Annotated in this window: 15 protein-coding genes; 7 read left to right on the top strand and 8 right to left on the bottom strand. The window is 72.2% G+C overall.

Annotation, left to right across the window (positions count from 1 at the left end):
• Positions 1-17: 17 nt before the first annotated feature.
• Entirely contained in the window at positions 18-857 is an 840-nt protein-coding gene (locus KV102_RS19160) for a GNAT family N-acetyltransferase (RefSeq protein WP_255560900.1), read from the bottom strand.
• 195 nt (positions 858-1052) lie between these two features.
• Here KV102_RS19160 and KV102_RS11450 point away from each other — a divergent pair, with 195 nt between their 5' ends.
• The 3 genes from KV102_RS11450 to KV102_RS11460 are packed head-to-tail and all read left to right on the top strand — an operon-like array spanning position 1053 to position 3656.
• A complete protein-coding gene (locus KV102_RS11450; protein WP_220346362.1) occupies positions 1053-1523 on the top strand; it encodes an SRPBCC family protein in 471 nt (156 codons plus the stop codon).
• Positions 1524-1533: 10 nt separating this feature from the next.
• Positions 1534-3180 carry an FAD-dependent oxidoreductase gene (locus tag KV102_RS11455; protein ID WP_220346363.1) on the top strand — a complete coding sequence of 549 codons (1647 nt, stop codon included), beginning with the start codon at positions 1534-1536 and terminating at the stop codon, positions 3178-3180.
• Positions 3177-3656, top strand: coding sequence for a hypothetical protein (locus KV102_RS11460; protein ID WP_220346364.1), 480 nt, complete (start codon positions 3177-3179; stop codon positions 3654-3656). Before KV102_RS11455 ends, KV102_RS11460 begins: the two co-directional genes overlap by 4 nt.
• Before the next feature lie 20 nt (positions 3657-3676).
• Here KV102_RS11460 and KV102_RS11465 read toward each other — a convergent pair whose 3' ends face one another.
• Both KV102_RS11465 and KV102_RS11470 read right to left on the bottom strand, forming a co-directional pair.
• Positions 3677-4351 carry a M23 family metallopeptidase gene (locus KV102_RS11465; protein WP_220346365.1) on the bottom strand — a complete coding sequence of 225 codons (675 nt, stop codon included), beginning with the start codon at positions 4349-4351 and terminating at the stop codon, positions 3677-3679.
• Positions 4352-4360: 9 nt separating this feature from the next.
• On the bottom strand, positions 4361-4990 hold the full coding sequence (locus KV102_RS11470; protein ID WP_220346366.1) for a hypothetical protein: 630 nt from the start codon (positions 4988-4990) through the stop codon (positions 4361-4363).
• A gap of 126 nt (positions 4991-5116) precedes the next feature.
• Between KV102_RS11470 and KV102_RS11475 the strand changes: the two genes are divergently transcribed.
• Complete coding sequence (locus KV102_RS11475; protein WP_374197357.1) at positions 5117-5959, top strand: ABC transporter ATP-binding protein; 843 nt, start codon at positions 5117-5119, stop codon at positions 5957-5959.
• Positions 5941-7506, top strand: a complete 1566-nt coding sequence (locus KV102_RS11480) for a hypothetical protein (protein WP_220343844.1) — start codon at positions 5941-5943, stop codon at positions 7504-7506. Before KV102_RS11475 ends, KV102_RS11480 begins: the two co-directional genes overlap by 19 nt.
• Before the next feature lie 83 nt (positions 7507-7589).
• Here the strand turns inward: KV102_RS11480 and KV102_RS19165 are convergent, their stop codons facing one another.
• Entirely contained in the window at positions 7590-8024 is a 435-nt protein-coding gene (locus KV102_RS19165; RefSeq protein WP_255560904.1) for an antibiotic biosynthesis monooxygenase, read from the bottom strand.
• 49 nt (positions 8025-8073) lie between these two features.
• Complete coding sequence (locus tag KV102_RS11490; RefSeq protein ID WP_220346367.1) at positions 8074-8553, bottom strand: hypothetical protein; 480 nt, start codon at positions 8551-8553, stop codon at positions 8074-8076.
• Positions 8554-8609: 56 nt separating this feature from the next.
• On the opposite strand from KV102_RS11490, the gene KV102_RS11495 reads away from it, so the two are divergent.
• On the top strand, positions 8610-9737 hold the full coding sequence (locus KV102_RS11495) for an amidohydrolase family protein (RefSeq protein ID WP_308290313.1): 1128 nt from the start codon (positions 8610-8612) through the stop codon (positions 9735-9737).
• Between the two features lie 7 nt (positions 9738-9744).
• On the opposite strand, the gene KV102_RS19595 is transcribed toward KV102_RS11495, so the two are convergent.
• Both KV102_RS19595 and KV102_RS11505 read right to left on the bottom strand, forming a co-directional pair.
• Positions 9745-11010 carry a YibE/F family protein gene (locus KV102_RS19595; protein WP_220343846.1) on the bottom strand — a complete coding sequence of 422 codons (1266 nt, stop codon included), beginning with the start codon at positions 11008-11010 and terminating at the stop codon, positions 9745-9747.
• A 43-nt stretch (positions 11011-11053) separates the two neighbouring features.
• Entirely contained in the window at positions 11054-11371 is a 318-nt protein-coding gene (locus tag KV102_RS11505; protein WP_220343847.1) for a 4a-hydroxytetrahydrobiopterin dehydratase, read from the bottom strand.
• Between the two features lie 31 nt (positions 11372-11402).
• Here KV102_RS11505 and KV102_RS11510 point away from each other — a divergent pair, with 31 nt between their 5' ends.
• On the top strand, positions 11403-12122 hold the full coding sequence (locus tag KV102_RS11510; RefSeq protein WP_301022780.1) for a (deoxy)nucleoside triphosphate pyrophosphohydrolase: 720 nt from the start codon (positions 11403-11405) through the stop codon (positions 12120-12122).
• 9 nt (positions 12123-12131) lie between these two features.
• Here the strand turns inward: KV102_RS11510 and KV102_RS11515 are convergent, their stop codons facing one another.
• Entirely contained in the window at positions 12132-14243 is a 2112-nt protein-coding gene (locus KV102_RS11515; RefSeq protein WP_220346368.1) for a S9 family peptidase, read from the bottom strand.
• Positions 14244-14264: the final 21 nt, after the last annotated feature.

The raw sequence follows: 14264 nt of genomic DNA on the forward strand, positions 1-14264 counted from the left end.
GTTCGATGTCAGAAGCATCAGCGGTGCGAGCCGACGTTGACGACGCTGCCCGAGGAGTCGCGGTAGAAGAACCGGGTGACCCCCCAAGGCTCCTCGGTGAGGGGGTGGACGATCTCAGTGTGGGCTCCGAGGGCCGCTCGATAGGCAGCGTGGACGTCGTCGACGAAGACGGAGACCTGGGGGTTGACGGTGGCGGTGGCGTCGGTCGTCATCAGGCTCAGCTGATGCCCGGTGCCGTCCCCCAACGTCACGATCCAGCCGTGGTCCATCAGGACGTCCATGCCGAGGACGGCCGTGTGCTGGCGAACCGCCGCCGCGAGGTCTGACACGGACAGGTCTGGCACCACACGGTCGATATGCGGCGCTCCTTTCCGGGAGGGGTGCCGGAGCCGGCGCTGGCCCGCCACTCCGGCGCGAGCACCGACCAGACCTCCGTGTCGTGTCGTGTCCCTCGCAGCAGAAAGTTCTCTCGCAGCACGCCCTCGCGTCATTCCGAGCCTGCGCGCCACCGCGATGCTGGCCGCATTGGCCGGGCTGACCTGCCACTCGACGCGATGGATGCCCCGTTCCTCGACGGCCCAGTCGATGATGAGGCGCACGGCCCTGGTCACCAGCCCTCTGCCCACCGCCGAGGGCTCCAGCCAGCAGCCCGCCTCGGCGGTGCCCTGCTCGACGTCCATCGTCCGGAAGAGGACCCCGCCGACCAGCGTGCCTGCCGTCCAGATGCCGAAGATCCGGCCGGTGTCGGTGGTCGCCTTGTCTGCGTACGCCTGGAGGAAGGCGCGGCTCGACGCCAGGTCGGTGACCGCGTCGGGCAGCGCGATGTACCGCCCGACGAACTCCCGTGCTCGGTCCATGTGGTTCAGGAGCTCCCCGGCCCGCGACGGTTCAAGCGGACCGAGCACAGCATCGTCGCCCAGGGAAGTCGCGTGCATCGTCACCTCCACGTCAAGAACAGCGTCCAACGAGCCGGCATCGTCTCATGACAGCCGCTCTCCGGCCGCGATGAAGATGGCCGGCGCCGGGTCCGCAGGAGGCGGTACGGTCAGGCCGTGCCGACGATCGTGCTGTCCTCCTTGGTGCCTGACACGCCTGAGGCGTGCTTCGCGCTGAGCCTCTCGGTCGACGCGCACACGGCATCGATGAGCCAGTCGGGTGAGCGGGCCGTCGCAGGAGTCACGTCCGGGCTGATGCGTCTCGACGACACGGTCACCTGGCAGGCGACGCACTTCCGGATCCCGTTCCGGATGACATCACGGATCACCGAGTACGAGGCTCCGCGTCGGTTCGTCGACGAGCAGGTCTCCGGGCCGTTCCACCGCTGGTGGCACGAGCACCGGTTCGACGCGGTGGCTGGTGGCACGCAGATGACCGACGTGGTCGAGTACGAGGCGCCCGTCGGGCCGATCGGTCGTCTCGCCGATCGCGTCGTGCTGACCTCCTACATGACGCGGTTGCTCGAGCGGCGCAGTCGATGGCTGGTCGAGGCGCTCGCGGCCCGCGGCGTGCCGGACACCCCGTAGCATGCGCCCGGTGGCAGACGACTGGGACGCCGACGTCGTCGTGGTGGGCAGTGGGTTCGGCGGAGCCGTCAGTGCTCTGCGGCTGACCGAGGCCGGACATCGCGTCATCGTGCTGGAGAAGGGCCGCCGCCTCGACGACGGGGCGCTCAGCCGGGCGCGCCGCGATCCGCGGGCGTACCTCTGGCAACCGGGCGTAGGCATGCGTGGGTTCTTCTGGCAGCGCATCTTCCGTCACGTCGGCATCATCGGCGGCACCGGCGTCGGCGGCGGGTCGATCGTGTGGGCGGGCGTCCTGCTCGAGCCGGGGAAGGACTTCTACCGGGCGCCGTCGCTGCGCGCCCTCGGGGTGGACTGGCAGACCGAGCTCGCCCCGCACCTGCAACGCGCGGCGCGGATGCTGGGCCGGGTCGTGACGACGCACCGCGGCCCCATGGACGACCACCTCCAGGCGGCGGCGCGTGCGGTCGGCGCCGGGGCCTCGTACGGGCCGGTGCCGCTCGCCATCCACTTCGGCCGTGAGGGAGTCACGGAGCTCGACCCGTTCTTCGGCGGCGAAGGCCCTGCGCGCACCGGGTGCCGACTGTGCGGCGAGTGCCTGCTCGGGTGCCCGTACGGCGCGAAGAACCAGCTCACGCGCAACTACCTGCACCTCGCCGAGAGGTACGGGGCCGAGATCCGCGCCGAGCACGAGGTCGAGTCCCTGACGCCGCTGCCGGGGGGAGGCTTCGAGGTCGGGACCCGGCATCCCTGGCGCAACCAGCCGGCACAGGTCGTCCGGGCTCGACGTGTCGTGCTCGCCGCAGGGGTGCTGGGCACGCTCGACCTGCTGTTCCGGTGCCGCGACGACCTCGGGACGCTCCCCAACCTCTCGAGCACCCTCGGTCGACACGTCCGGACCAACAGCGAGGCGCTCACCGCCGTGCTCGCGCCACCGGGCGAGGATCTCTCGCGCGGCACGACGATCAGCTCCGACTTCCACCCCGACGCGCACACTCACGTCACCCAGAACCGGTACGTCGGCGGCTGGCACATGCGCTTCCAGCTGGGACCGATGGTGGAGGGCGAGCGGGCGGGTCGTCGGTCGCTGCGCGTGCTGGGCCGTATCGCACGCAGGCCGGGCGCCCAGGCGCGCCTGGTCGCCGCCCGAGGCTTCCTCCGGCGCCTGACCGTCCTCACGACGATGCAGCACAGTGACAACGAGCTCGCCCTGGAGTGGCGGCGCTCGTCGGTCCGTCCCTGGCGGCGGGTGCTGAGGTCGCGGATCACCGGCGGGGTCCGCCCGCCGAGCTTCCTGCCGGTCGCCAACAGGGTGACCCGGGCGTTCGCCGACTCCTCCGGGGGCCGTCCGCTCAACCTGCTCGGCGAGTCGGTCGGCGGTCTGTCGATCACCGCGCACATCCTCGGCGGGGCGGTGATGGGTGTCGACCGCAGCACCGGCGTGGTCGACGACCGCCACGAGGTGCACGGCCATCCGGGCCTGTACGTCGCCGATGCGAGCGTGATCCCGGCGAACCTCGGAGTGAACCCCTCCTTGACCATCACCGCGCTCGCCGAGCGGTTCGCCAGTCTCTTCCCTGCGCCGCCCACCTCGGCACGAACCCGCACCCCGATCGACGCCGTCCCGGCTCGGTCGGCCCGCACTCAGGAGCCCGTATGAGCACGACCGTCCGAAGTCTGCGTCACGCCTGGTCCACGCTGCAGCCGCTCGCACCCGAGGAGGTGATCGGCGACCTCGAGGCTTCGTTCGTGGCGCCGTTGCGCACGGTGGCGCCGTGGGGTCTGGGGCTGGTGGGGCTGCCACGCTGGTACGGCAAGCGGTTCGAAGCCGACCACGCGACCGGGTCGGGCAGCCAGACGGTGCGCGGGGTCAACCTGGTGCGTGACTCCTCGGCCGGGTTGCGGGAGGTGCTCCCGATACAGCTGAGCGTCGGAACGTCCCTGGCCGACGGCGGACTCGCCCTCGTCGTCAGCTATGCCGCCGACGCGCCCCGCCCGTGGCGGTGGGTCCGCGACGAGCTCCGGGGAGCCCCGGACGGCACGATCGTCGGCATGACCTTCGTCGACCGGCCACTGCTGCGCCGGGTCGGGGCACCGTTCCTGCTGACCCGCGTTGCGGCCTCGTCCCGCCGGTAGCCGGGCGGTGTCAGGCTGCGTCAGCCCGGAACGGGGGCGACCACCGAGGCCTCGGCCGGCACGCCGAGGGTGCGGTCGACGTACGCCTCCCCGCCGCCGCGCGGCCACTCGCGGTAGTCGCGGAACGCCAACGGCACTGCTCGGGCGGTGGCGATGTCGGCGCTGTCGTTGGCCTGGACGTGCACGTGCGGCTCCGTCGAGTTGCCGGAGTTGCCACACTCGGCGACCTGCTGCCCGGCGGTGACCGCGTCACCCACGTCGACGAGCAACGAGCCGCGGCGCAGGTGGACCAGCGTCACGAACACGGCGCCGTACCGGAGGGTCACGTGGTTGCCGGCGATGGCGGCCGGCCCTTGCCTGATCCGGGCCGCCTGGCCCAGGGCGTACGGCACGAGGGCGAGCTGGGACCTCCGCGCCTCGTGGTCGACCTCCCCGTCGTGCACGGCGACCACGGTGCCGTCGCACGGCGCGCGGATGGGACGACCGTACGCGTAGAAGCGCTCGGGCGGCTCGGTCGCGAGGTAGGTGCGCCAGTCGCGCAGCGGAGCCGTGCGCCGTCGCTCGTCGACGCCGACGAAGTCGATCGCGTACGACGTCCCCATCAGCGTCGTCCCGTGGCTGGGGAAGCGCCGGGCGGGACTGTTCTGGACGATCCACCGCCCGGTGAACGGGAGGTCGAGCACGACGGCGTCCATGCCCCGACGCTACATACCGCCCGTGCCGACTTCGCCCTCGTCGCAGCCGCGTGCGGACTCCGCGGTGCCCTTGAAGGCGATCGTGGGGCCGATCCCGTTGACGCTGTGTTGGCGGCCCAGCACCGAGAAGTCCACCCCCGGCGAGCCCTCGAACCCCAGCTGCGACCTGGGCGAGAGGCAGCCGGTCGGGTCGAACACCATCCACGTCCAGATGGTCATCGACCCTCCCGGCGGAAGGTCTTCGCCACCAGAGGCGGACGCCAGGACCACGCTGTCGTCGTCGCCATCCGTCGACGCGACCCAGTTCAACGGGGCGCGAGAGCCCACCTTCAGCACATTGACGCTCGGCCACTCGATCGACGTCACGGTGATCGGTGCAGACGACTCGTTGCGTACGACGGCCGCGACGCGACAGCGAAGCCGGGAGTCGACGCGGAGCGTCGGCCAGACCACCTCGTCCTCGCGCACCGGTTTCGCCGCATGCGACCGCGGGTCGTCGCAGACCGGTGGTGTGCCCGCGGCCACGGTGACTCGGTCCGCTGAGCGCGCAGAGGCCGTGACCCATCCGGTCGCGCCGACGACCGTGAGGGCGACCAGCGAGGCGAGTGCGATGACGAGGGCTCTGCGGTGACGGGGCACCTGTGGATCATGGCGAAGCCGGGAGATGCACGCAAGGGTAAGGGTGCGCAAAGTGCGGGACCGGTCGAATCAGGTGACACCAAACCCGCATACCGTGGTCCCATCGACAATCGAGGAGCTGATCCGTTGTCCACCCCGGACGTCCCCCGCGCCGCATCAGGACCTGTGCCCCCGACGTACGCCGTCTCTCCGTTGACCGAACAACCTCTCGACCACCGTGCCGCGATCTCGATCCGCAACCTGTCCAAGTCGTTCGGCGGCAAGCTGGCCGTCGGCGGTGTCAGTCTCGACATCCCGTCCGGCTCGTTCTACGGGATCGTCGGTCCCAACGGTGCCGGCAAGACCACCACGCTCTCGATGGCCACGGGTCTGCTGCGACCCGACCTCGGGCGCGTCTCGGTGCACGGGATCGACGTGTGGCGCGACCCCGCTGGGGCCAAGAAGCAGCTCGGCGTGCTGCCCGACGGTCTGCGCCTGTTCGACCGGCTCACCGGTGCGCAGCTCATCGCGTACGCCGGCGAGCTGCGCGGGCTGGACCGCGAGACCGTCCGCGCACGGACCTACGACCTCCTCGCGACGCTCGGCCTCGCCGACGACGCCGACACGTTGGTCGTCGACTACTCGGCCGGCATGACCAAGAAGGTCGCCCTCGCCTCCGCGCTGATCCACGCACCGCGCGTGATCGTTCTCGACGAGCCGTTCGAGTCCGTCGACCCGGTGTCGGCGGCGGGCATCCGCGAGCTGCTCACCGGGTTCGTCGCCAGCGGCGGCACCGTGGTGGTCTCGTCGCACGTCATGGATCTCGTCCAGCGCATGTGCAGCCACGTCGCGGTGGTCGCGCGTGGACTCCTGCTCGCCTCCGGCACCGTCGACGACGTTCGCGCGGGGGAGTCGCTGGAGGACCGGTTCGTGCAGCTCGTGGGCGGCGCTCAGGTGACGGAAGGACTGTCGTGGTTGCAGTCCTCCTGAGACTCAAGCTGACCCTGCTGCTCAACGGGTTCCGGCGCTCGGCCTGGCAGACGGTCGGCTTCGTCCTCTCCGCGCTGTACGGGCTGTCCATCGTGGGGATGGTCGCGGTGGGGTCGATCGGCCTCTCGTTCCTTCCCGACGACGAGAGGTGGGCATGGCTCGTCGTCGGAGGTTCGGTCGCGGTGCTGGGGTGGTGGCTCATCCCGTTGCTCGCCTTCGGCCTCGACGCGACGCTGGACCCGCGACGGTTCCAGCAGTACGCGATCGAGCGCCGCGACCTCCTGGTCGGTCTCGCGCTCGCCGGGATGGTCGGCGTCGCCGGGGCGGCGACCCTGCTCTCCGGGCTGTCGACGGCGCTGGCGTGGTGGGACTCCCCGCTGGCCCTCGTCGCCGCGGTGGTCGGCGCCGTCCTCGGCGTCGCACTCTGCGCGGTGGGCTCGCGGACGATCACCGCCGTGATGGCCCCTCTGGTGGAACGGCGGCGCTTCCGCGAGATCGCGGTGGTGCTCGTCCTGGTCCCGGTGCTGATGCTGGGGCCGCTCGTCGGCCAGCTCTTCGGGAGGCTCTCGGGCGTGCGCGACTGGCTCCCCGACGTCGCGGGCGTGCTCGCCTGGACCCCGCTCGGCGCACCGTGGTCCCTCGCCGGCGACGTCGCCGAGGGCCGCTGGCTGTCGGCGCTCGGCCGCATCGTGGTCACGCTGGTCACGCTCGCGCTGATGCTCCTCGCGTGGGGTGCGGCGCTCGACCGGACGATGACACGGCCGCCCTCGCACGGTTCCGCGGCGCAGGCACAGGGCTACGGCTGGCTCGACCGCCTGCCTGACACGCGTACGGGTGCCGTGGCCGCCCGGTGCCTGACCTACTGGCAGCGCGACCCGCGCTATGCCGGCTCGATCGCCTTCGTCCCGTTCCTGCCGGTGCCGTTCATCGTCGTCGGCGGGCTGGAGGGCAACGACAGCCTCCTGTGGCTGGCTCCCGTCATCGCGTACGTGATGGGCTTCGCGATCTCTGCCGACCTGGCCTACGACAACACCGCGTTCTGGCTGCACGTCGTCTCAGGCGTCCGCGGCGCCGCCGACCGAGCGGGGAGGGTCGTGGCGGTGCTGACGCTCGGGCTGCCGATGGTCGTGCTCCTGGCCGTGGGCGGTGTGTGGGCCGCCGGGCGCTGGGACACCCTGGTGGCGGTGCTCGGCATGTCGGTCGGCGTGCTGCTGATCGCAGCCGGGGCGTCGTCGGTCCTGTCGGCGGCCTATCTCTATCCGGTCCAGAAGCCCGGCGACGGCTTGTTCTCGCAGCCGCAGGGAGCGACGACCGCGATCTTCGTCGGACAGACGATCGGTCTCGTCGTCGTGGCGCTCCTGTCGGCGCCCACGGTCGTCCTCTTCGTGGTCGCGCTCGCCACCGGGGCGGTGTGGGCCACCGCCCTCACCGTCGTGGTCGGGCTCGGCTCGGGGATCGGCGTGCTGCTGCTCGGGATCCGTACGGGGGGCCGGCTCGTGGACGAGCGCGGCCCCGAGCTGCTGCAGAAGATGGCGGCCTGGAGCTGACCGGCCTGGAGCCCTGCTCACAGGGCTGACGTCGACGAGGGCCCGGTGCCGGAGATCGCACACCGGCACCGGGACCGCCGTCGTCAGGAGGCGGAGGTGCCGCCTGCAACCTCGTACGACCACAGCTCGGCGGAGACGCCGACCGGGCGCTGGCCGTGACCGGCGTGCTCCCCGCCGTGTCCGTGGGCACCCGCGTGGCCGCCGTGGCCGCCGCCGTGGCCGGCGTGCTCGCCCGCGCTGTGACCGGCGTGCTCGCCGCCGTGTCCGTGGGCACCGACGGCGGAGTCGCCGTGGCCGTGCGCGAAGGCGGGCGAGCTCTTCCACGCCTCGAACGCCTCGTCGTCGCGCCAGCGCGTGATGACCAGCCACGTCGTGCGCTCGTCGGTCGGCTTCAGCAGCTCGAAGCCCTCGAAGCCGTCGACGTCGTCCACGGCACCCGCCCGGGCGGCGAAGCGGTGGGCGAGCTCGTCGCCGGAGTCTGCGGGGACGGTGATCGCGTTGATCTTGATGACACTCATGGGTTCGATGCTAGGTGCTCGCCGGCGGGACCCGCAGTGCACGCCTCGGTCAGGGACGGGCGCGCATCAACCGGACGCCGGCGCGGAACAGCAGCACCGCGAGCACCGTGGCCGTTGCTGCCACGCCCAGCCACAGGCCGTCGCTCGCCGATCGCCCGATCGCGTCATCGAAGAGCGGAGTGAGGCTGAGTGCGGCGTACACGGTCACGATCGCCAGCAGCGGGACGAACACGAGGGCGAGCGCCCCTGCCATCGCACGGCGGTACGACATCCCGGGCGACCGCCCGATCACCAGGCCTGCGACGAGCCCGGCGACGACCAGCTCGACCACGGGGACGGCGAGGAAGACGACGTGGTCGGCCGTCTGGAGCTCGTCCTTCATGAAGTAGGCGAGCATCCAGGCCAAGGGCAGCGCGAACAGGAGCACGACTCCGGAGGCGATCAACGGTCCGGCGACGCGCGTCGCGGGCGTCGCCGGGCCCGCTGAGGTGCGGGTGTCAGGGGTTCGGGGAGAGGGCGTGTTGGTCACACCGCGAGCCTCCCATGCGCTCCGGCGGCGCCCTGCCGGAGCCCTAGGGTGGGTGGGTGACCGACGCGACGCCCTTGCCCGAGCACATCGACGCCGACCGGGTCGTCCTGCCCGACGGCGTCCTCACCGACGGGTGGGTCGAGCATCGCGACGGCATCGTCACGGCGATCGGTCAGAACGAGGCTCCGGTCGCGGGGGCGTACCCGTGGATCTTCCCCGGCTTCGTCGACGCGCACTGCCACGGCGGGGGTGGGGCGTCCTTCGACGGCGGACTGGAGGCCGCGCGCACCGCCGCTCGAACCCACGCCGCGCACGGGACGACCACGATGCTCGCAAGCCTGGTGTCCGCACGCGTCGACGTCCTGGCAGAGCAGGTCGGAGGACTCGCGCGCGCGATCCGTTCCGGGGAGCTGGGTCCCGTCCGCGGCATCCATCTCGAGGGCCCGTTCCTGTCGCCCGACCACCGGGGGGCGCACGACCCGGACGCGCTCACACCGCCGACCCACGAGGCCGTCGAGAGGCTGCTCGCCGCCGGGGACGGGCTGGTACGGATGGTGACGCTCGCACCCGAGCTCTACGGCGGGCTCGACACGATCGAGCACCTCGCCGCCGAGGGGGTCGTCGCCGCCGTCGGCCACACCGCGGCCGACTACGCGCTGGCGAGGGAGGCGTTCGCGCGCGGAGCCACCGTCCTCACCCACGCCTCCAACGCGATGATGCCGGTCCACCACCGCGCACCCGGTCCGGTCGTGGCGGCCCTCGAGACCCCCGGCGTCCGCCTCGAGGTCATCCTCGACGGCATCCACCTCCACGACGCGTGGGCGCGCCGGCTGCTCCTCGACGCCGGCGAGCGTGGAGTCCTCGTCACGGACGCGATGGCGGCGGCGGCCGCGCAGGACGGACGCTACGAGCTCGGCGGTCTGGCCGTGGACGTCGCCGACGGCACCGCTCGCCTCGCCGACTCCGGTGCGATCGCCGGCAGCACGCTGACGATGGACTCCGCCGTACGACGTGCGCTGGGGGTGCTGGGCCTCGATCCCGTCGCGGTGGCGTGCGCGGCCTCAGCCGCCCCGGCCACCGCACTCGGCCTCGACGGCGGCGCCATCACCGTCGGCGGCCCGGCGCACCTGGTCGCGCTCGACTCGACGTACGAGGTCGTCGGCGTGCTGCCCGGCGTCGGGTGATCGTCCGCTACCGAGGTCGGACGGCGTGTGCGGCGGGGTCAGGCGGCGGGACGGTCTCCGCGTCGCCAGCGTGTGCCTCGTCGGAGGGCCCGGGGGCGAGCGCGGCGGCGATCGCGGTCGTGATCGGGACCGCGAGCACCAGGCCGATCAGCCCGACCAGGGTGCGCGCGATCTCCGCGCCCACCTGTTCGGTGCCCGCGATGTCGAGCAGCGACCGGTCGTACGCGGTCACCAGGAGCAGCACCGTCATGGCCGTCCCGGCGTAGGCGAACACCAGCGTGTAGACGCTCGACGCGATGTGGTCGCGGCCGATACGCATCGCCGACATGAACGTCTGGCGTCGGCTCGCTCCGGGCTGTGCCGACCGCAGCTCCCACACCGCGCTCGCCTGGGTCACGGTCACGTCGTTGAGCACGCCGAGACCGGCGATGACCATCGACGCGGTCACCACCCCGGACAGGCTGATCTGCTCCGCGACGGCCATCAGGATCTGGTCGTCCTCGGAGGAGATGCCGGTGAGGTGCGTCCATCCGGTCGTGAGCGAGCCGAGGATCGCGGTGATGGCGAGCCCCGACAACGTGCCGAACAAGGCGGCGGTCGTCCGGATCGAGACTCCGTGCACGAGATACAGGACGACCAGCATGATCGCGCTCGACCCGACGACGGCCACGACCAGCGGGTTCTCGCCGGCGAGCAGGGCGGGCAGGACGAAGACGACGATGGCCCCGATGGTGCCGACCACTCCCGCGATCGCCAGCAGTCCACGCCAGCGGGCGACGGCGACGATGACGAGCGCGCACGCGAGTCCGAGCCACAGCAGCGGCATCCCGCGATCGAAGTCGAGGAACTCGTACGTGGGCTCGCTGGCGCCCTCAGGCTGGACCCGCACCAGGTCGACGGCGTCCCCGACGTCCACGCCGCTGCGGAAGACCGCCGGCTGGACCGTGACGCTCGCGGACTTGCCGTCGGACGTACGCAGCAGCAGCTCGCCGCAGTCGCCCTGGACAGCGGGGAGACCGTCGGGTCCGACCGCGCCGCCACCGCAGTCGACGGCGCGGACGTCGGTCACGGTGGCCGACACGATGCTGACGCCCTGCGTGCCGTAGGGGTTGGGCGCTTTCGCGACGTCGTCGGCGTCCGGCCACAGGATCCACACCGCGACCGCGAGTGCGACGCCGAGCAGCCCGACGACCACCGCGAGCACGGTCGCGAGGCCGCGCCGGCCCTGGTCGAGATCGTCGCTCGCTCCGAGATGGCTGTGCGTGTGACTCACGGGGCTAGCGTCCCACGCGAGGACCGGTCTCTCGGAGAGTGGCTCAGCGGTCCTCGGCGTCCTCAGCGATCGCGTCGATCTGCCGGGCGAGGGCGATGTCTCGTGCCGAGAGCCCTCCGGAGGAGTGCGTCGAGAGGGTGAAGGTGATGTCGCGCCACCGGATCATGATGTCGGGATGGTGGTCGACGATCTCAGCGGCCGCTGCCACGGCGTCGACGAGCGCGATGCCGTCGAGATAGCTGGGGGCACGGACCGAGCGGACGATGGTGTCGCCGTCGCGGACCCAGGCGGGCAGGCTCGCCAGCGCGGAGGTGATCTCGGCCTCGGACAACAGGGTGTCGGGGAGCTGGGACTGGTCCATGGTCCGACCGTACGCGCTAACCTCGCCGTTTGTGGATCCCCAGAGCCCCGAGCCCTCGCCCTCGACGCGTGTCGTCGTGGGGGTGGCACTGATCCGTGCCGGTCGTGTGCTCGCCGCACGACGGACCCGTCCGGCCGCTGCTGCGGGCGGGTGGGAGCTCCCCGGCGGGAAGGTCGAGCCGGGGGAGTCGGAGGCCGAGGCTGCCCGTCGCGAGGTCGCGGAGGAGCTCGGGTGCGACGCCACGGTCGGGCATCGGCTCGCGGGCGAGGTGCCGCTGAGCGGCGCCCTCGTGCTTCGCGCGTACGTCGGTGAGATCGTCTCCGGTGAGCCGGAGCCCACCGAGCACGACCTCCTGCGCTGGCTCGGGCCTGACGAGCTCGACTCCGTCGCGTGGCTGGACGCCGACCGCCCGTTTCTGCCGGAGCTCGAGGCGCTGCTGCGCCGTACGCCCTCGCCGACCGTGGCGGAGGCGCACTTCGACGAGGGCGAGGACGCCGAGCACGTCCTCGAGCAGCTGCACGCGCAGGGGTTCGCAGCCTCCGTGCACCGCGAGGGGTTCGCCGGCGAGGACGACAGCGAGGACCGGGCCTGGCTCGTCCGGGTCGAGGATCCCGCCGCCGCGCACCGACTCGAGGAGCTCGTCGACGAGGTCGACCTCGCGTGGATGGTGGTCACCGGTCCGGCTCCGGTCGTCCCACCCCCTGACGCGCCGCCGCTCCCGTCGGGACCGAGACGGCTCAAGCGAGGCTGACCCGCCGGGTCACGCCCGGAGGGCGGTCCGGAGGAAGTCGACCTGCAGCTGGGCGAGGTTCTCGGCGACGACCTCCTGCGGCGTCATGTGCGTGACGCCGGTGAGCGGGAGCACGCTGTGAGGCTTGCCGGCCTCGAGCAGCGCCGACGAGAGGCGCAGCGTGTGGGCGACGACCACGTTGTCGTCGACCATGCCGTGCACGATCATCAGCGGCGGGAGCACGTCGACCTTGTCGAGCCCGACCATCAGCGAGTGCGCGTCGTAGATCTCGGGCTGCTCGGCGGGGTCGCCGAGGTAGCGCTCGGTGTAGAAGGTGTCGTACAGACGCCACTCCGTGACCGGTGCTCCGGCGACCGCCGCGTGGAAGACGTCGGGCCGGCGCAGGACCGCGAGCGCCGCCAGGTAGCCGCCGTACGACCAGCCCATGATGCCGACACGCGACCGGTCGACGTCACCGCCATAGGTGTCGATGACCGTCTCGAGTGCCGTCACCTGGTCCTCCAGCGTGACACCGGCGACGTCGTCGCGGATGGCGCGGTCCCAGGCGCGTCCGCGGCCCGGGGTGCCGCGCCCGTCGGCGATCACGACGCAGAAGCCCTGGTCGGCCATCCACTGTGCCTGGAGGTAGGCCTTGGCCGAGTGCAGCACGCGCTGCGCATGGGGACCGGCGTACGGGTTCATGATGATCGGGAGCGCCGCGCGGCTGCCGACCACGTGCCCACGGGGGAAGAGCACCGCGGTGCGGATGCCGTGGTCGCCCGCCTCGAGGAAGCTCACCTCCGGGTGGAGGCCGGGGTCGAGCGGGTGGGACGTGATGGTGCCGACGGTCGAGCCGTGGCGCATCACCGTCACGGTCGGGACAGGCGACTCCATCCCCTCACGGACGCGGACGGCCGTGCCACCCCGCTCGTCACCGCTCCAGACGCCGGGCCCCTCGGCGAGCGGCACCGTCTCGCCGTCCCAGCCGACGGCGTGGAGGTGGATCTGCGTCGGGTCCTGCGAGGCCGTCACGATCGCGCCCTCGGCGCCGAGCGAGACGACCCTGCGGATCTGGAGGCCCCTCGGCGACACGGGCTTCCCGTCGACGAACAGCGTCTTGGTGTCGGCGTGGTCCTCGAGCGTCACGAGGCGACCACCCGGCGCGTAGGCAGGGACGCCCGGCATGAGGTCGACCCACACGTCGTCGCTCTGTGCCCGGACGAGCGTCGTCTCGCCGGAGTCGAGCTCGACGGCGAGCACACCGGCGTGCTTCTGGTCGCGCGACATGACCTGCACGAGCGGCTCGCCGTGCGACGTCCACGAGACGCGGGTGAGGTAGGGGAACGTCTCCCGGTCCCACACCACCTCGGTGCGGGTCCCGTCGAGGCGCACGTGCCACAGCGACACGAGCGCGTTGGCGGTGCCGGCGGCGGGATAACGGTGCTCGACCGGGGCTCGGGACGGGTCGGCGGGATCGGCGACGTACCAGGTCTCGACCGGCGACTCGTCGTAGCGCTCGACGAGCAGCGACTCGCCGTCAGGTGCCCACCAGTAGCCACGGAACCGGTCCATCTCCTCGGCCGCGACGAACTCGGCGAGCCCCCACACGACGTGCTCGCCGTCCGGCTCGACGACGGGGTAGTCCAGGGTGCCGTCGACCCCGATCACCCGGAGGGATCCGTCGGTGGCGTAGGCGATGCGCCGCCCGGTGGGATCGACGCGGGGGTCGATCGCGGAGCCGGCGGTGGGGAGCGCGAGTGCACCGGCGGAGCGGGTGCGAGCGACCCAGACCTTGCCCGAGAGCGCGAACGTCGCGACCTCGCAGGCGTCGTCCATCGCGTACCCGACGATCCCGGCGGCCGACTCGCGGCTGCGCTCGCGGCGGGCCCGCTCCTCGGCCGACAGCTCCTCGCTGCCCGCGCCGAGCAGGGCGCTCGCGTCGACCAGGCACGTCTCCTCGCCCTTGTCGGCGTCGTACGCCCACAGCGAGCCCGTGCGTGAGCTCCCGTCCGGCGTGCGGACGAAGAAGACCCGCGACCCGTCGGGGCTCACCGTCAGGTTGCGCGGGACTCCGAGCGTGAAGCGCAGCGAGCGCGCCTGGAGCCGGGGGAAGGACAGGGACTCGTCAACGGGGCTCGACATCCCCCGAGCGTATCGAGCCGG

Source organism: Mumia sp. zg.B53, from assembly GCF_019550935.1.
Lineage (GTDB): Bacteria > Actinomycetota > Actinomycetes > Propionibacteriales > Nocardioidaceae > Mumia.